This window comes from Variovorax sp. J31P207 (genome assembly GCF_030316965.1).
Classification (GTDB): Bacteria; Pseudomonadota; Gammaproteobacteria; order Burkholderiales; family Burkholderiaceae_C; genus Variovorax; species Variovorax ginsengisoli_B.
Map to the genome: position 1 here is coordinate 260,893 of NZ_JASZYN010000006.1, position 14,529 is coordinate 275,421.

14 protein-coding genes are annotated in these 14,529 nt (G+C 68.7%); 4 read left to right on the forward strand and 10 right to left on the reverse strand.

Annotation, left to right across the window (positions count from 1 at the left end):
- The first annotated feature begins 33 nt into the window (after positions 1-33).
- The gene (locus QTI68_RS21810; RefSeq protein ID WP_286524400.1) at positions 34-1,746 is read left to right on the forward strand and encodes a SulP family inorganic anion transporter; all 1,713 of its coding nucleotides are present in this window, start codon (positions 34-36) and stop codon (positions 1,744-1,746) included.
- Here QTI68_RS21810 and arfB read toward each other — a convergent pair.
- The 3 genes from arfB to clpB are packed head-to-tail and all read right to left on the reverse strand — an operon-like array spanning position 1,715 to position 5,114.
- The gene (arfB, locus tag QTI68_RS21815; RefSeq protein ID WP_286524403.1) at positions 1,715-2,128 is read right to left on the reverse strand and encodes an alternative ribosome rescue aminoacyl-tRNA hydrolase ArfB; all 414 of its coding nucleotides are present in this window, start codon (positions 2,126-2,128) and stop codon (positions 1,715-1,717) included. The genes QTI68_RS21810 and arfB overlap by 32 nt on opposite strands.
- 26 nt (positions 2,129-2,154) lie before the next feature.
- On the reverse strand, positions 2,155-2,487 hold the full coding sequence (locus tag QTI68_RS21820; RefSeq protein ID WP_286524405.1) for a hypothetical protein: 333 nt from the start codon (positions 2,485-2,487) through the stop codon (positions 2,155-2,157).
- 5 nt (positions 2,488-2,492) lie between these two features.
- On the reverse strand, positions 2,493-5,114 hold the full coding sequence (gene clpB, locus QTI68_RS21825; protein WP_286524408.1) for an ATP-dependent chaperone ClpB: 2,622 nt from the start codon (positions 5,112-5,114) through the stop codon (positions 2,493-2,495).
- 90 nt (positions 5,115-5,204) lie between these two features.
- On the opposite strand from clpB, the gene QTI68_RS21830 reads away from it, so the two are divergent.
- On the forward strand, positions 5,205-6,197 hold the full coding sequence (locus QTI68_RS21830; RefSeq protein WP_503011722.1) for a Bug family tripartite tricarboxylate transporter substrate binding protein: 993 nt from the start codon (positions 5,205-5,207) through the stop codon (positions 6,195-6,197).
- A 3-nt stretch (positions 6,198-6,200) separates the two neighbouring features.
- Here the strand turns inward: QTI68_RS21830 and QTI68_RS21835 are convergent, their stop codons facing one another.
- Positions 6,201-6,680, reverse strand: a complete 480-nt coding sequence (locus tag QTI68_RS21835; RefSeq protein ID WP_286524409.1) for a molybdenum cofactor biosynthesis protein MoaE — start codon at positions 6,678-6,680, stop codon at positions 6,201-6,203.
- A 308-nt stretch (positions 6,681-6,988) separates the two neighbouring features.
- Here QTI68_RS21835 and dapA point away from each other — a divergent pair, with 308 nt between their 5' ends.
- The gene (dapA, locus tag QTI68_RS21840) at positions 6,989-7,825 is read left to right on the forward strand and encodes a 4-hydroxy-tetrahydrodipicolinate synthase (protein ID WP_286524411.1); all 837 of its coding nucleotides are present in this window, start codon (positions 6,989-6,991) and stop codon (positions 7,823-7,825) included.
- Here the strand turns inward: dapA and moaD are convergent.
- From moaD to QTI68_RS21870, 6 genes are all read right to left on the reverse strand, one after another.
- Entirely contained in the window at positions 7,812-8,063 is a 252-nt protein-coding gene (moaD, locus tag QTI68_RS21845) for a molybdopterin converting factor subunit 1 (RefSeq protein ID WP_286524412.1), read from the reverse strand. The genes dapA and moaD overlap by 14 nt on opposite strands.
- Positions 8,064-8,065: 2 nt before the next feature.
- Positions 8,066-9,313 carry a molybdopterin molybdotransferase MoeA gene (locus tag QTI68_RS21850; RefSeq protein WP_286524414.1) on the reverse strand — a complete coding sequence of 416 codons (1,248 nt, stop codon included), beginning with the start codon at positions 9,311-9,313 and terminating at the stop codon, positions 8,066-8,068.
- Positions 9,306-9,851: a molybdopterin-guanine dinucleotide biosynthesis protein B gene (mobB, locus tag QTI68_RS21855; RefSeq protein ID WP_286524416.1), complete on the reverse strand. Its 546-nt coding sequence runs from the start codon at positions 9,849-9,851 to the stop codon at positions 9,306-9,308. Before mobB ends, QTI68_RS21850 begins: the two co-directional genes overlap by 8 nt.
- A gap of 99 nt (positions 9,852-9,950) precedes the next feature.
- Entirely contained in the window at positions 9,951-11,369 is a 1,419-nt protein-coding gene (gene thrC, locus QTI68_RS21860; RefSeq protein ID WP_286524419.1) for a threonine synthase, read from the reverse strand.
- Positions 11,369-12,691, reverse strand: a complete 1,323-nt coding sequence (locus QTI68_RS21865) for a homoserine dehydrogenase (protein WP_286524422.1) — start codon at positions 12,689-12,691, stop codon at positions 11,369-11,371. The genes thrC and QTI68_RS21865 overlap by 1 nt, the downstream gene beginning before the upstream one ends.
- A gap of 27 nt (positions 12,692-12,718) precedes the next feature.
- A complete protein-coding gene (locus tag QTI68_RS21870) occupies positions 12,719-13,942 on the reverse strand; it encodes a pyridoxal phosphate-dependent aminotransferase (protein ID WP_286524424.1) in 1,224 nt (407 codons plus the stop codon).
- 66 nt (positions 13,943-14,008) lie between these two features.
- Here QTI68_RS21870 and QTI68_RS21875 point away from each other — a divergent pair, with 66 nt between their 5' ends.
- Positions 14,009-14,383, forward strand: a complete 375-nt coding sequence (locus tag QTI68_RS21875) for an Mth938-like domain-containing protein (protein ID WP_286524426.1) — start codon at positions 14,009-14,011, stop codon at positions 14,381-14,383.
- The last annotated feature ends 146 nt before the right edge of the window (positions 14,384-14,529 follow it).

Genomic DNA, 14,529 nt, shown 5'->3' on the forward strand with positions numbered 1-14,529 from the left:
GGTGCATTCCCCAACATTCCGCGGACACCGCGCATGGCCCTGACCCGCGACCAGCTCGAGCGCTGGCTCCCTTTCCTGACCTGGCCACGCCCCGACCGGGCCCTGCTCGTCAACGAGGCCGCGGCCGGCGTCACCGTCGCGCTGATGGTCATCCCGCAGGGCGTGGCGTACGCGGCGCTGGCGGGCATGCCGCTCGTGACCGGCGTCTACGCCGCGCTGCTGCCGGCCTTGATCGCACTGCTCTTCAGCTCCTCGGCCCGGCTGTCGGTCGGGCCCACCGCGCTGACCAGCCTGCTGGTCGGCGCCTCGCTGGCGCCGCTGGCGATCCCGGGCAGCACCGAATGGGTGGCCTACGCGGTCTGGCTCACGCTGCTGTCGGGACTGATGCAGGTCACGCTGGGCGCGGCCCGCTTCGGCTGGCTGCTGCGGATGGTCAACTCGCCGGTGCTGATGGGCTTCACGCAGGGCGCGGCGGTGCTGATCACGCTGTCGCAGCTGCCGGCCCTGCTGGGCTACACCGGCCGCTCGGTGGTCCAGCTGATGCATGGCCCGCTGCCCGACCTGGTCGCGATCGCCTTCGGGCTCGGCGGCATGGCGATGCTGTGGCTCGGCAAGCGGCTGGCGCCCAAGTTCCCGACCACCATGGCGCTGGTCGCGGCCGCCGCCGCGATCAGCGCCGCGGTCGGCTATGCGCTGAACGGCGGCGCGGTGATCGGCAGGCTGCCTTCGGGCCTGCCGCACTTCTACTGGCCGGGCGGCCTCACGGTCAACGAGCTCGGCAACCTGCTGCTGCCGGCCTTCCTGGTCACGCTGGTGAGCTTCCTGGAAACCGCATCGAGCGCCAAGGTCGACAATGCCCGCGCCGGCAAGCTCTGGAACGAGAACCAGGACTTGATCGGCCAGGGGCTGGGCAAGATCGCCTCGGGCCTGACGGGATCGTTCCCGACCAGCTCCTCGTTCTCGCGCTCGGCCATCACGCTGTACGCCGGCGCCAAGACCCAGTGGGCGACGCTGTTCAGCGTCGCGGTGGTGGCGGCCGCCCTGCTGTGGGCCATGCCGCTGCTCTACCACGTGCCGCAGGCGGTCTTGGCCGCGATCGTCGCCACCGCCACCATCGGCTTGCTGCGGCCTTCGGCCTTCGTGGCCCTGTGGCGGATCTCGCGCATCGAGGCCGCGATCGCGCTCGGCACCTTCGTGCTGACCATCGCCACCGCGCCGTCGATCTACTGGGGCGTGCTGGGCGGCCTGCTGGCGGCGCTGGCGCACTACATGTACCGCCATCTGCATCCGCGCATCATCGAGGTCGGCCTGCACCCTGACGGCAGCCTGCGCGACCGCCACCTGTGGCATCTGCCGCCGCTGGCGCCCGACCTGTACGCGCTGCGCATGGATGCCGAACTCGACTTCGCATCCGCCAGCACGCTGGAGCGCGCCATCACGGTGGCGCTGGCCCAGCGGCCCGGGCTCACCGACGTCTGCCTGTTCGCCTACCCGATCAACCGGATCGACATCACCGGCGCCGAAGTGTTCGGCAGCATCCGCCGCCTGCTGGAGTCGCAGGGCGTGCGGCTGCACATCTCGGGCCTGAAGCTGCCGGCGCAGCAGGTGCTCGAACGCGCCGGGCTGCTGGCGCCGGGGCCGATGCTGTTCAGCTACCGCACGGATGGGGAGGCGCTGGCGGCGCTCTCGCAGCCGGGAGGCACGCCGCAGGATCTCAGTCCCGCACCGGCCCGCGCAAGCTCTTAATCTCCGAGCGCTGGCTCTTGCCCGCCAGCCGTCGCTGCTTCGAGCCGTAGCTCGGCTTGGTGGCGCGCCGCACGCGCGGCGCGACGGCGACGCCGTCGACCAGTTCCTGCAGCCGCGCCAGCGCGTCGGCGCGGTTCATGTCCTGGCTGCGGTGCTTCTGCGCCTTCAGCACCAGCACGCCTTCCTGCGTGATGCGGCTGTCGCGCAGGGCAAGCAGCCGTTCCTTGACGTCTTCAGGCAGCGAACTGGCGGGAATGTCGAAGCGCAGATGCACCGCGCTCGAGACCTTGTTGACGTTCTGGCCGCCAGCGCCCTGCGCGCGGATGGCGCTGAACTCGACTTCGAGCGGTTCGACGAGGACGGGCGGGCGCGGCGTGGACATCCGCTATTTTGACCGGCCCCGGGGTGTCAGTCGTCGCGCGACACCGGCCGCGCCTGCACGTCGGTGACCACGCCCGGATCGCGCAGGCGCACCGGCGCATCGGCCGCCTGTCCCTGGGCCCGGGCGCCCGCGACGTCGGCCGCCGTCGGCTCGGCCGGTCGGCCCGCGGCACGAAAACGGTCGAATCCGCCGCGAGGGTCGAAGCGCATGACCCACGGCTGCACCGGCTTGCCGGTCAGGCGGGCCCAGGCATAGCGCAGCCCCCAGACGGCCGCCAGCAGCAGCACGGCGACCGCCAGGCTGGCCGCGAAGACCAGGCCCAGCATGAAGAAGACGAGGCGAAGAAAGAAATTCAGCATCGTTCTTAGGATACGGCCTCGGCCAAGGGTTCCCGGTCATTGGTGAACGTGAACTGCCCCGGTGCCTGGATCGGATCGGTGCCGACGCTGATCGTGTCCTTGGGCCCGAAGCTGCCGTCGAGCAGCAGCTTCGACAGCGGGTTCTCGATCCGCTGCTGGATCGCCCGCTTCAGCGGCCGGGCACCGAACACCGGGTCGAAGCCGACTTTGGCGATCTCGGCCAGCGCCGCCGGCGACACTTCCAGCCCCAGGTCCATCTTGGCCAGGCGGTCCTTCAGCACCTTGAGCTGGATCGCCGCGATCGCCTCGATGTTCTTGGCGTCGAGCGCGTGGAACACCACGGTCTCGTCGATGCGGTTCAGGAATTCGGGCCTGAAGTAGTTCTTGAGCTCGTCCCAGACCGCTTCCTTGATCTCCTCGGTCGGCTGGCCGACCATCGACTGGATGATCGGCGAGCCGATGTTGCTGGTCATCACGATCACCGTGTTCTTGAAGTTCACGGTGCGGCCCTGGCCATCGGTCAGGCGGCCGTCGTCGAGCACCTGCAGCAGCACGTTGAAGACGTCCGGATGGGCCTTCTCGACCTCGTCGAGCAGGAGCACGCTGTAGGGCTTGCGGCGCACGGCCTCGGTCAGGTAACCGCCCTCTTCGTAGCCCACGTAGCCCGGCGGCGCGCCGATCAGGCGGGCGACCGAATGCTTCTCCATGAACTCGCTCATGTCGACGCGAATGAGGTGGTCTTCGCTGTCGAACAGGAAGCCGGCCAGCGCCTTGCACAGCTCGGTCTTGCCGACGCCCGTGGGGCCGAGGAACAGGAACGACCCGGTCGGGCGGTTCGGGTCCGACAGGCCCGAGCGCGAGCGGCGGATCGCGTTGGCGACCGCACCGATGGCCTCGTCCTGGCCGACCACACGCTCGTGCAGCTTGCCTTCCATCATGAGCAGCTTGTCGCGCTCGCCCTGCATCAGCTTGGACACCGGGATGCCGGTGGCGCGTGCCACCACCTCGGCGATCTCCTCGGCGCCGACCTGCGTGCGCAGCAACGTAGGCGCACTCGACTTGCCCTTGCTGGCCTCGGTGTCCTGCGCTTCCTTGAGCCGCTTCTCGAGCCCCGGCAGCTTCCCGTACTGCAGCTCGGCAACCTTGTTGAAGTCGCCCTTGCTGGTGAACTCGGCGATCTGGAACTTGATCTTGTCGATCTCCTCGCGGATCTGCGCGCTGCCCTGGGCCTGGGCCTTCTCGGCCTGCCAGACTTCGTCGAGGTCGGCGATCTCCTTCTGCAGCTTCGCGATGTCGTCCTCGATCAGGCCGAAGCGCTTCTGCGAAGCCTCGTCTTTCTCGCGGCGCACGGCTTCGCGCTCGATCTGCAGCTGGATCAGGCGGCGGTCGAGCCGGTCCATGACCTCGGGCTTGGAGTCCATCTCGATCTTGATCTTGGCCGCCGCCTCGTCGATCAGGTCGATCGCCTTGTCGGGCAGGAAGCGGTCGGTGATGTAGCGGTCGGACAGCTCGGCCGCGGCGACGATCGCCGGGTCGGTGATGTCGACGCCATGGTGGACCTCGTACTTTTCCTTCAGGCCGCGCAGGATCGCGACCGTGGCCTCGACGCTCGGCTCGCCCACGAGGATCTTCTGGAAGCGGCGCTCCAGCGCGGCGTCCTTCTCGATGTACTTGCGGTATTCGTCGAGCGTGGTGGCGCCGACGCAATGCAGCTCGCCGCGCGCCAGGGCCGGCTTGAGCATGTTGCCGGCGTCCATCGCGCCTTCGGCCTTGCCGGCGCCGACCATGGTGTGCAGCTCGTCGATGAAGACGATGGTCTGGCCCTCGTCCTTCGCGAGTTCGTTGAGCACCGTCTTCAGGCGTTCTTCGAACTCGCCGCGGAACTTGGCGCCGGCCAGCAGCGCCGCCATGTCGAGCGACAGCACGCGCTTGCCCTTGAGCGAGTCGGGCACCTCGCCGGCGACGATGCGCTGGGCCAGGCCCTCGACGATGGCCGTCTTGCCGACGCCCGGCTCGCCGATCAGCACCGGGTTGTTCTTGGTCCGGCGCTGCAGCACCTGGATCGCGCGGCGGATTTCCTCGTCGCGGCCGATCACCGGGTCGAGCTTGCCCAGGCGGGCGCGCTCGGTGAGGTCGAGGCAGTATTTCTTGAGGGCTTCGCGCTGGCCTTCGGCATCGGCGCTGTTGACGCCCTGGCCGCCGCGCACCGCATCGATCGCGGCCTCGAGCGACTTGCGCGTCACGCCATTGCTGCGCGCGAGGTTGCCGATGTCGGCCTTGCTGTCGGCCAGCGCGAGCAGGAACAGTTCGCTGGCAATGAACTGGTCATTGCGCTTGATCGATTCCTTCTCGGTCGCCTGCAGCAGCTTGCCGAGTTCGGGGCCGACCTGCACCTGGTCATGGCCCTCGACCTTCGGCAGCTTCTTGATCGCCGCCTCGGCGGCCTGCAGAAGGCCCGGCACATTGGCGCCGGCGCGCTCGAGCAGCGCACGCGGGCCGTCGTCCTGGCGCAGCATCGCGACCAGCAAGTGGGCCGGTTCGATATAAGCGTTGTCGTTGCCCAGCGCGAGCGACTGCGAGTCGGCGAGGGCTTCCTGGAATTTGGTGGTGAGTTTGTCTTGTCGCATGGCTTGATTCCTGCATTCAAAATAGGGCCGTTCCGTGGCGAGTTCAAGACCGTCCGGACTTTTTCTACCCGCAATCATTGGAGTCGATAGATGCTGAAGTCAACATGGAGTGGCGCCACGCGCCTCATGCGCGGCCTTTTCGCGGCTGGCCTTCTGGCCGCTGGAGGCGTGGCGCTGGCCCAGCCGGCCGGCACGCCGATCCGGCTGCTGGTCGGCTTTCCGGCCGGCGGCGGCACCGACGTGATCGCCCGCACGCTGGCCGAGAAGCTCAAGGACGAGCTGGGCACCTCCGTGGTGGTCGACAACCGCGCCGGGGCCGGCGGCCAGATCGCCGCCCAGGCGCTGAAGGCCGCGCCGGCCGACGGCCACACGCTGTTCCTCTCGCACGACCATTCGATCTCGATCCTGCCGCTGGTGGTGAAGAACCCGGGCTTCGATGCGGCGCGCGATTTCGTGCCGGTGGCCGGCTTCGCCACCTTCGCCAACGCGCTCGCGGTGTCGGGCGGCACGCCCGCCAAGTCGGTCAACGACTACGTGGCCTGGGTCAAGAAGGAGCGCGGCGGCAAGGACACGATCGGCGTCCCGGCGCCGGCATCGATCCCCGAGTTCCTGGTCAAGCTGATCGGCGCCAAGTACAAGATCGACGTCCAGGCTGCGCCCTACCGCGGCAGCGCACCGATGCTGGCCGACATGCTGGGCAACCAGATCTCGGCCGGCATCGGCTCGGTCCCCGACTTCATCGAGAACCAGAAGGCCGGCAAGATCCGCGTCGTCGCCGTGATCGGCGACAAGCGGCAGGCCGTGCTGCCGCAGGTGCCGACCTTTGCCGAACTGGGCCTGGCGGGCCTGGAAGACCTGCCCTACTACGGCATCTTCGCGCCGGTTGGCACGCCGCAGCCCGTGATCGACCGCTTCGGCGTCGCGCTGGCCAAGGTGCTCAAGATGCCGGATGTGCGCGAGCGCCTGACCGCGATGGGCCTGAGCGTCGACTACATGCCGCAAGGCCAGTTCGCCGGCCGCGTTCGCAGCTACACCCAGACCTGGGCGCAGATCATCAAGAACAGCGGCTTCCAGCCGCAGTGAGGCTCAGGCGGCATTGCCGGAGGCGATGCCCCAGCGCGCGATGGCCTCGTCGTCCGTCGCGCGCGCATCGACCCAGCGCGCGCCCTCGGGCGTCTCTTCTTTCTTCCAGAACGGCGCCTGGGTCTTCAGGTAGTCCATCAGGAACTCGCAGGCCAGGAAGCTCTGGCCGCGGTGCGCCGAGGTCACGGCGACCATCATGATCTGGTCCTGCGGCTGCAGCAGGCCGACGCGGTGGATCACGCGGGCGCCAAGGATGTCGAAGCGCTTGCGGGCCTCGTCGATCATGGCCTCGATCGCCTTCTCGGTCATGCCCGGGTAGTGCTCGAGTTCCATCGAGGCCACGGCGCTGCCGTCGTTGCGGTCGCGCACCGTGCCGATGAAGCAGCAGACCGCTCCGACCCCGGCGTCGCCGGCACGCAACGCGGCGACCTCCTGCTGCAGGTCGAAGTCCTCTGTCTGGATCGAAACACGGGCGATGCGCATGCCTGGATTGTGGCACCGCGATACACTCGCGCGATGCCTTCCAGCGCCCTCCAACGCCTGCCCGCTTCTCGCGAAGAAGCGGCCTGCGTGCGCCTGCAAGGCAAAGCCAAAAAACCCGAGCTCGTCTGACCGGAGCCCAGGTTCCGTCGTCGGATGAGCGACGGAACTGCAAGGCCTCGGGCCGAAGTGGGTGGCGTGCGCGCATTCGACGGTGGTTTCCTCCATCGGTCGATTCCTGAAAGGACCACTGCGTGCAAGACGCTCATCACTCCCCTTCCCCCGACTTCTCGGGCCTCTGGATCCCGCTCGTGACCCCGTTCCGAGACCATGCGGTCGACCATGCCGCGCTCGCCGCGCTGGCCGAAAAGCTGGCCGGCACCGGCATCGCGGGCTTCGTGGTCTGCGGCTCGACCGGCGAAGCCGCCGCGCTCGACGAGGACGAGCAGATGGCGGTGCTGGCGACGGTCGCCGCGGCCGCCCCTTCGCTGCCCCGCGTCATGGGCCTGTCGGGCTACCACCTCGGCAAGATGCTGGCCTGGGTCCGCAAGCTGTCGGCCTGCGGCCTGGCCGGCCTGCTGGTGCCGGCGCCGAGCTACATCCGCCCTTCGCAAGCCGGCCTGGCCGAGTGGTTCGGGGCCATCGCCGATGCCAGCGCGGTCCCGCTTCTGGTCTACGACATTCCGTACCGCACCGGCGTCGCGATCAAGCGTGAGACCCTGCTGGCGCTGGCGGCCGACCCGCGGATCCGCGGCATCAAGGACTGCGGCGGCGACATGGCCAAGACCCGGGCCCTGATCGCCGACGGCCGGCTGCAGGTGCTGGCCGGCGAGGACGCGCAACTCTTCACCACGGTGGCCGAGGGCGGCGCCGGCGCGATCGCCGCCAGTGCGCATCTGCAGACCGAGCGATTCGTGAAGGTGCTGCGCCTGCTGGAAGAGGGCCGGCTGGCCGAGGCGCGGGCCGAATGGCAGCCGCTGCTGCCCCTGATCGAAGCCATGTTCTCCGATGCCAACCCGGGTCCGCTGAAGGCGGCGCTGGCCGCCCGGGGCCTGATGCAGGACGAGCTGCGCTCGCCGATGACCCGCGTTGCGCCCGAGCGGCGCCAACGCCTGCTCGACACGCTGCAGGCGCTCAACCGCCCGTGACCGGCGGGAAGAAAGCGACCTCGCTGCCCTCGCGCAGCGCGGCGCTCTCGGCGCTCATGATCTGGTCGAGCGCCATGCGCACGGCCCGGCCCCGGGCCAGCGCACTGGCATGCGGTTCGCCCCGCGCGATCAGTTCGTCACGCAGGGCGCCGAGGTCGGCCGCGCGGGTGTCGACGGTCTCGCTGCCGGTTCCCAGCGCCTCGCGCACCGAAGCAAAGTAACGGACCTTGACTTGCATGGTCAGCCGAGCAGCGAGGCGAAGGGAATGAACTGCACCGTGTCGCCGGCCTTGAAGGGCTGGCCCGCCGGCGTGTCGATCACGCCGTCGCCCCAGACCATGGAGGTCAGCACGCCGGAGCTCTGGTTGCCGAACACGTCGAGCCCGCCCGCCGCATTGCGCCGGGCGCGCAGGAACTCGCGCCGCCGGTCGGCCTTCGGCCAGTCGAAATCGGCGCGCACCGCGATCGGCTCGGGCGCCACGCGCGTCGCCCCCTGCAGGGTCAGCAGGAAGGGCCGCACCAGCAACAGGAAAGTCAGGAAGCTCGACACCGGATTGCCCGGCAGGCCCGTGAGGTGGGCGTCGCCGATGCGGCCATAGGCGAAGGGCTTGCCCGGCTTCATCGACAGCGACCAGAGATCGAGCTGGCCGAGATGCTGCACCGCGGCCTTGATATGGTCTTCCTCGCCGACCGAGACGCCGCCGGTGGTGATGATCAGGTCGTTGCCGAGCGATGCGGCGGCCAGCGCCTCGATGGTCGTCTCGCGCCGGTCCGGCACGATGCCCAGGTCGTTGACCTCGCACCCGAGCCGCACCAAGAGGGCCCGCATGAAGAATCGGTTCGAGTTGTAGATCGAGCCCGGCTTCATTGCCTCGGGCGCCACCTCGCCCGGCATCACGAGTTCGTCACCGGTCGACAGCAAGGCCACGCGCGGGCGCCTCGACACCTGCAGCCGGTCGAGCCCGACGCTGGCCGCCAGGCCGAGTCCGGCCGGCGTCAGCCGCTCGCCGCGGGCGAGGACCACGTCGCCCGCCGCGACGTCTTCGCCGGCGCGGCGGATCCACTGGCCGGCCGCCGGCGCGATCTCGATGCGCACGCGGCCCAGGCCGCCCTCCTCGGGCAGCGCGGCCGTGTCTTCCTGCATCACGACGGCATCGGCGCCCTCGGGGATCTGGGCGCCGGTGAAGATGCGCGCCGCGGTGCCGGCGGCGAGCGGCGTGCCGACACTGCCGGCCGGAATCCGCTGCGCCACCCGCAGCACGGTGCCCGCTGCCGCGCAATCGGCACTGCGCACCGCATAGCCGTCCATCGAGCTGTTGTCGCGCGGCGGCACGGTCAGACCCGATACCACGTCCTGCGCCAGCACCCGGCCGTCGGCCTCGAAGGTCGACACGCTCTCGCTGCCCAGGCGGGGCGCGGCGGCGGCGAGCAATCGCGCCAGCGCCTCGTCGAGCGGCATCAGCGGGGGACGGTTGGAAGCGCTAGCCATGGTGGTCTACCTTGTAGTCGAAACGCTCGGCATGCCGCAGCAGCCAGTCGCCGATGCCATCGACGTCATCGAGGTCAAAGATCGGCAGCTCGGTCGGCCGCGGCAGGCGTGCGGGATCGTCGGTCGCGATGCCGACGACGAAGGCGTCCTCGAGATAGCGCGCCGGCCGCGCCGCCTCGCCCTCCGCGGGCGCGCGAAAGACTTCGATCTTGAACAGGTCGCTGTGCTTGAAGCCCTCGACCAGCACCCAGTCGACCCCGTGGTCGAGCTCGGCGATCAGCGCGTGCACGCCGAGCTCGGTCGGGCGCTCGAACTCGCGCATCAGCGCCAGCCGCTTGTCGGAGGCCACCACGACCTCGAAGGCACCGGCCTCGCGATGGCGGAAGGTGTCCTTGCCCGGATGGTCGATGTCGAACTTGTGGTGCGCATGCTTGACCACCGACACGCGCTGGCCCAGCAGCCTGAGCACCGGAATGAGGCGCTCGACCAGCGTGGTCTTGCCGGCGCCCGAGTAGCCGGCGAAGCCGATGACTTTCATGCGCGGCCGGATTGCTCAGGCTGGCGCCGGGCCGCCCCAAGCCAGCCTGCGCCCCCTCGGGGGGCAGCGAGTACACGAAGTGACGAGCGTGGGGGCCTGTCAGTCATCACAGTGCTGCGCAATGTAGGCCTTGACGGCCTCGGCATCGGCCGGAAGCTTGACGACCCGCTTGGGCAGCGCCTCGATGCCCTCGAAGCGCGCCGGCCGCTCCGGCTCGTGGCCCAGCGCCTCGACGATGGTCTCGGCGAACTTGATCGGCAGCGCGGTCTCGAGCACGATCATCGGCACGCCGGCGACCAGGTGCTCGCGGGCGGCCTTCAGGCCGTCGGCGGTGTGGGTGTCGATCAGGGTCGCGAACCGCTTGTCGGTATCGCGAATGGTGGCCAGGCGGTCGGCATGGGTGCTGCGGCTGCTGGCGAAGCCGAAGCGCTTCGCCGCCTCGGCGAAGGCGGGGTCGCCACTCAGGTCGAAGCGCCCGGCCCGGCCCAGCTCGCCCTCGAACAGCGCGCGCGTCTTGGCGCCGTCGCGGCCCACCAGGTCGAACACGAAGCGCTCGAAGTTGCTGGCCTTGGAGATGTCCATCGAGGGACTCGAGGTCTCGTGCGTGTCGGCGGCCGCGCGCACGCGGTAGACGCCAGTGCGGAAGAACTCGTCGAGCACGTCGTTCTCGTTGGTTGCCACCACCAGCGCGCGGATCGGCAGGCCCATCATGCGGGCCACGTGGCCCGCGCAGACATTGCCGAAGTTGCCCGAAGGCACGGTGAAGCTGACCTGCTTGTCGTTCGAAGCCGTGGCCTGGAAGTAGCCGGCGAAGTAATACACGACCTGGGCCAGCAGCCGCGCCCAGTTGATCGAATTGACCGTGCCGATCTTGTACTTGCGCTTGAAGCCCAGGTCGTTCGACACCGCCTTGACGATGTCCTGGCAGTCGTCGAACACGCCGCTGATGGCGATGTTGTGGATGTTCGCGTCCTGCAGGCTGAACATCTGGGCCTGCTGGAACGGGCTCATGCGGCCGTCGGGCGAGGTCATGAAGACCCGCACGCCCTTCTTGCCGCGCATCGCGTACTCGGCCGCGCTGCCGGTGTCGCCGCTGGTGGCGCCGAGGATGTTGAGTTGCTCGCCGCGGCGGTTCAGTTCGTACTCGAACAGGTTGCCGAGCAGCTGCATCGCCATGTCCTTGAAGGCCAAGGTCGGACCGTTCGACAGGGCTTCGAGGTAGACGCCGTCCTCGAGTTCGCGCAGCGGCACGATCTCGTCGCTGCCGAACACTTCGGCGGTGTAGGTCTTGGCGCAGAGTGCCTTCAGATCGGCGGCCGGGATGTCGTCGACGTAGAGCGAGAGCACCTCGAAAGCCAGTTCGGCGTAGCTCAGGCCGCGCCATTTCTCGAGCGTCGCCGCATCGACGTTCGGATACTGCTCGGGCAGGTAGAGGCCGCCGTCGGGCGCCAGGCCCTCGAGCAGGATGTCGCAGAAGCGGCGGCGGTCCGGGTGACCGCGCGTGGACAGGTAACGCATCAGGAGAGCTCTTCCTTGCGGATGCGCACGATCGGCGCCAGCACGGTCGGCAGTGCCTGCAGCTGCGCCATGGCGTCGTCGAGCGTGCCCTCGCGGGTGTCGTGCGTGAGGATGATGAGGTCGGTCTGGGTCGAGCCTTCGCCGCCCACTTCGTCGGCTTCGCGCTGCAGCACGGCGTCGATGCTGATGCCCGCGCTGGCCAGCAGGCCCGTGACCTTGGCCAGCACGCCGGCTTCGTCGGCCACGCGCAGGCGCATGTAGTAGCTGGTCACGACCTCGGCCATCGGCACGATCTTGAGGTCGCTCATCGCGTCCGGATGGAACGCCAGGTGCGGCACGCGGTGCGCGGCGTCGGCCGTGTGCAGGCGCGCGATGTCGACCAGGTCGGCGATCACCGCGCTGGCGGTCGGCTCGCTGCCCGCGCCCTTGCCGTAGTAGAGCGTGGTGCCGACGGCGTCGCCGTGGACCACCACCGCATTCATCGCGCCCTCGACGTTGGCCAGCAGGCGCTTCGACGGCACCAGCGCCGGATGCACGCGCAGCTCGACGCCCTGCGCCACCCGGCGCGTCACGCCCAGCAGCTTGATGCGGTAGCCCAGCTGCTCGGCGTACTTGATGTCCTGCGCCGCGAGCTTGGTGATGCCCTCGACGTGCGCACGGTCGAACTGCACCGGGATGCCGAATGCGATCGCGCTCATCAGCGTGACCTTGTGCGCCGCATCGACGCCTTCGATGTCGAAGGTCGGGTCGGCCTCGGCGTAGCCCAGGCGCTGCGCCTCCTTGAGCACGGTCGCGAAATCGAGCCCCTTGTCGCGCATCTCGGACAGGATGAAGTTGGTGGTGCCGTTGATGATCCCGGCGATCCACTGGATCGAGTTGGCCGTGAGGCCCTCGCGCAGCGCCTTGATGATCGGGATGCCGCCCGCCACCGCCGCCTCGAAGGCCACCATCACGCCCTTGGCATGGGCGGCCGCGAAGATCTCGGTGCCGTGCACCGCGAGCAGCGCCTTGTTGGCCGTGACCACGTGCTTGCCGGCGGCGATCGCCTCGAGCACCAGCTGCCTGGCGATGCCGTAGCCGCCGATCAGCTCGACCACGATGTCGATCTCGGGGTTGGCGATCACGGCGCGGGCGTCGGCGACCACCTGCACGCCCTCGCCGACCACCGCCTTGGCGCGCGCCGTGTCGAGGTCGGCGACCATCGTGATCTCGATGCCGCGGCCGGCGCGGCGCTTGATTTCTTCCTGATTGCGCCGGAGCACCTGGAAGGTGCCGCTACCGACCGTGCCGATGCCGAGCAGGCCAACTTGGATGGGGTTCATTCGATTGTCTTCTGGAGCAGATGGGGCTCAGGCGCCCCGGTTTCGATAGCGTTCGAGGAAGCCGGCGATGCGACTCACCGCCTCGCGCAGGTCCTCTTCGTGCGGCAGGAACACGATCCGGAAATGGTCGGGCGTGGCCCAGTTGAAGCCCGTGCCCTGCACCAGCATCACCTTGGTTTCCTTCAGCAGATCGAGGAAGAACTGCCGGTCGTCCTCGATCGGGTAGACCTTCGGATCGAGCTTGGGAAACATGTAGAGCGCCGCGCTGGGCTTGACGCAGCTCACGCCCGGAATCGCGGTGATCAGGTCGTAGGCCAGGTCGCGCTGGCGGCGCAGGCGCCCGCCCGGGGCGACCAGGTCGTTGATGCTCTGGTAGCCCCCGAGCGCGGTCTGGATCGCCCACTGGCCCGGCACGTTGGCGCACAGCCGCATGTTCGAGAGCATGTTGAGGCCCTCGATGTAGTCGCGCGCCATCTTCTTGTCGCCCGACACCACCAGCCAGCCGGCGCGGTAGCCGCAGGAGCGGTAGCTCTTGGACAGCGAGTTGAAGGTCAGCGTCAGGACGTCCTTCGACAGGCTGGCGATCGCCGTGTGCCGGACGCCGTCGTACAGGACCTTGTCGTAGACCTCGTCGGCGAAGATCACCAGGCCGTGCTCGCGGGCAATTGCGACGATGCCCTTGAGCAGGTCGTCCGAATAGAGCGCGCCGGTGGGGTTGTTCGGGTTGATCACCACGATGCCGCGGGTGCGCGGCGTGATCTTGGCGCGGATGTCGTCGAGGCTCGGCATCCAGCCGTTGTCCTCGTCGCACACGTAATGCACCGGCCGGCCGCCCGACAGGCTCGCGACCGCGGTCCACAGCGGATAGTCCGGGGCCGGCAGCAGCAGTTCGTCGCCGTCGTTGAGCAGCGCGTTGGTGGCCATCGCGATCAGCTCGCTGGCGCCGTTGCCGAGGTAGATGTCGTCGAGCGTGACGCCGGCGATGCCCTGCTTCTGGGTCTCGTGCATCACCGCCTTGCGCGCCGCGAAGATGCCCTTGCTGTCCGAGTAGCCGGCCGAGGCCGGCAGGTTGCGGATCATGTCCTGCTGCACCTCTTCGGGCGCATCGAAGCCGAACACGGCGAGATTGCCGATGTTGAGCTTGATGATCTTCTGGCCCTCTTCCTCCATCTGCTTCGCGGCGTCCATGATCGGGCCGCGGATGTCGTAGAGCACATTGGCCAGCTTGGCCGATTTCTTGAGCGGTTTCAAAGTCCCTCCAAGGGGGTCTGCGCAGGGGAAAACCTATAATTTGACCACATTTCAACCCCCTCCCCGATGAAGCTCCAGCCTGACAAATCCGACGTCCAGACCCTCACTGCGCACGGCCCGGGCTGGGTCGCGATCAACAACGAACGGGTCGAATCCAGCGTCGTGGTCGGCTCCCGCGGGGAGCGCTTCGAGTGGGACGCCAGCGACTTCGGCCAGCTCGGCGCCGAGCATTTCGCCCAGCTGGCCTCGCTGGGCGCCGAACTGATCATCTTCGGCAGCGGCAAGCGCATCCGCTTCCCGCAGCCGGCCTGGCTGCAACCCCTGATGGCGCAGCGCACCGGCGTCGAAACCATGGACACGGCCGCGGCCTGCCGCACCTACAACATCCTCGCGAGCGAGGGGCGCCATGTGCTCGCTGCGCTGTTGATCGAGAAGCCCTGAGGGCAATTGGAGTCGCCCTGAGGGCAATTGGAGTCATTTCGGGGTAAAATCGCGGGTTGCGAACCGGCGGCCAGCCCCCTCAGTTAGCAACGACCAATCCTCCATGATCCCGACTGGGTCGGACATGGAATCAAACGGAGAAAACA

Coding starts and splice junctions, on each gene's coding strand:
- QTI68_RS21810 (WP_286524400.1), top strand. CDS start 34: ATGGCCCTGACCCGCGACCAGCTCGAGCGCTGGCTCCCTTTCCTGACC.
- arfB (WP_286524403.1), bottom strand. CDS start 2,128: ATGTCCACGCCGCGCCCGCCCGTCCTCGTCGAACCGCTCGAAGTCGAG.
- QTI68_RS21820 (WP_286524405.1), bottom strand. CDS start 2,487: ATGCTGAATTTCTTTCTTCGCCTCGTCTTCTTCATGCTGGGCCTGGTC.
- clpB (WP_286524408.1), bottom strand. CDS start 5,114: ATGCGACAAGACAAACTCACCACCAAATTCCAGGAAGCCCTCGCCGAC.
- QTI68_RS21830 (WP_503011722.1), top strand. CDS start 5,205: ATGCTGAAGTCAACATGGAGTGGCGCCACGCGCCTCATGCGCGGCCTT.
- QTI68_RS21835 (WP_286524409.1), bottom strand. CDS start 6,680: ATGCGCATCGCCCGTGTTTCGATCCAGACAGAGGACTTCGACCTGCAG.
- moaD (WP_286524412.1), bottom strand. CDS start 8,063: ATGCAAGTCAAGGTCCGTTACTTTGCTTCGGTGCGCGAGGCGCTGGGA.
- QTI68_RS21850 (WP_286524414.1), bottom strand. CDS start 9,313: ATGGCTAGCGCTTCCAACCGTCCCCCGCTGATGCCGCTCGACGAGGCG.
- mobB (WP_286524416.1), bottom strand. CDS start 9,851: ATGAAAGTCATCGGCTTCGCCGGCTACTCGGGCGCCGGCAAGACCACG.
- thrC (WP_286524419.1), bottom strand. CDS start 11,369: ATGCGTTACCTGTCCACGCGCGGTCACCCGGACCGCCGCCGCTTCTGC.
- QTI68_RS21865 (WP_286524422.1), bottom strand. CDS start 12,691: ATGAACCCCATCCAAGTTGGCCTGCTCGGCATCGGCACGGTCGGTAGC.
- QTI68_RS21875 (WP_286524426.1), top strand. CDS start 14,009: ATGAAGCTCCAGCCTGACAAATCCGACGTCCAGACCCTCACTGCGCAC.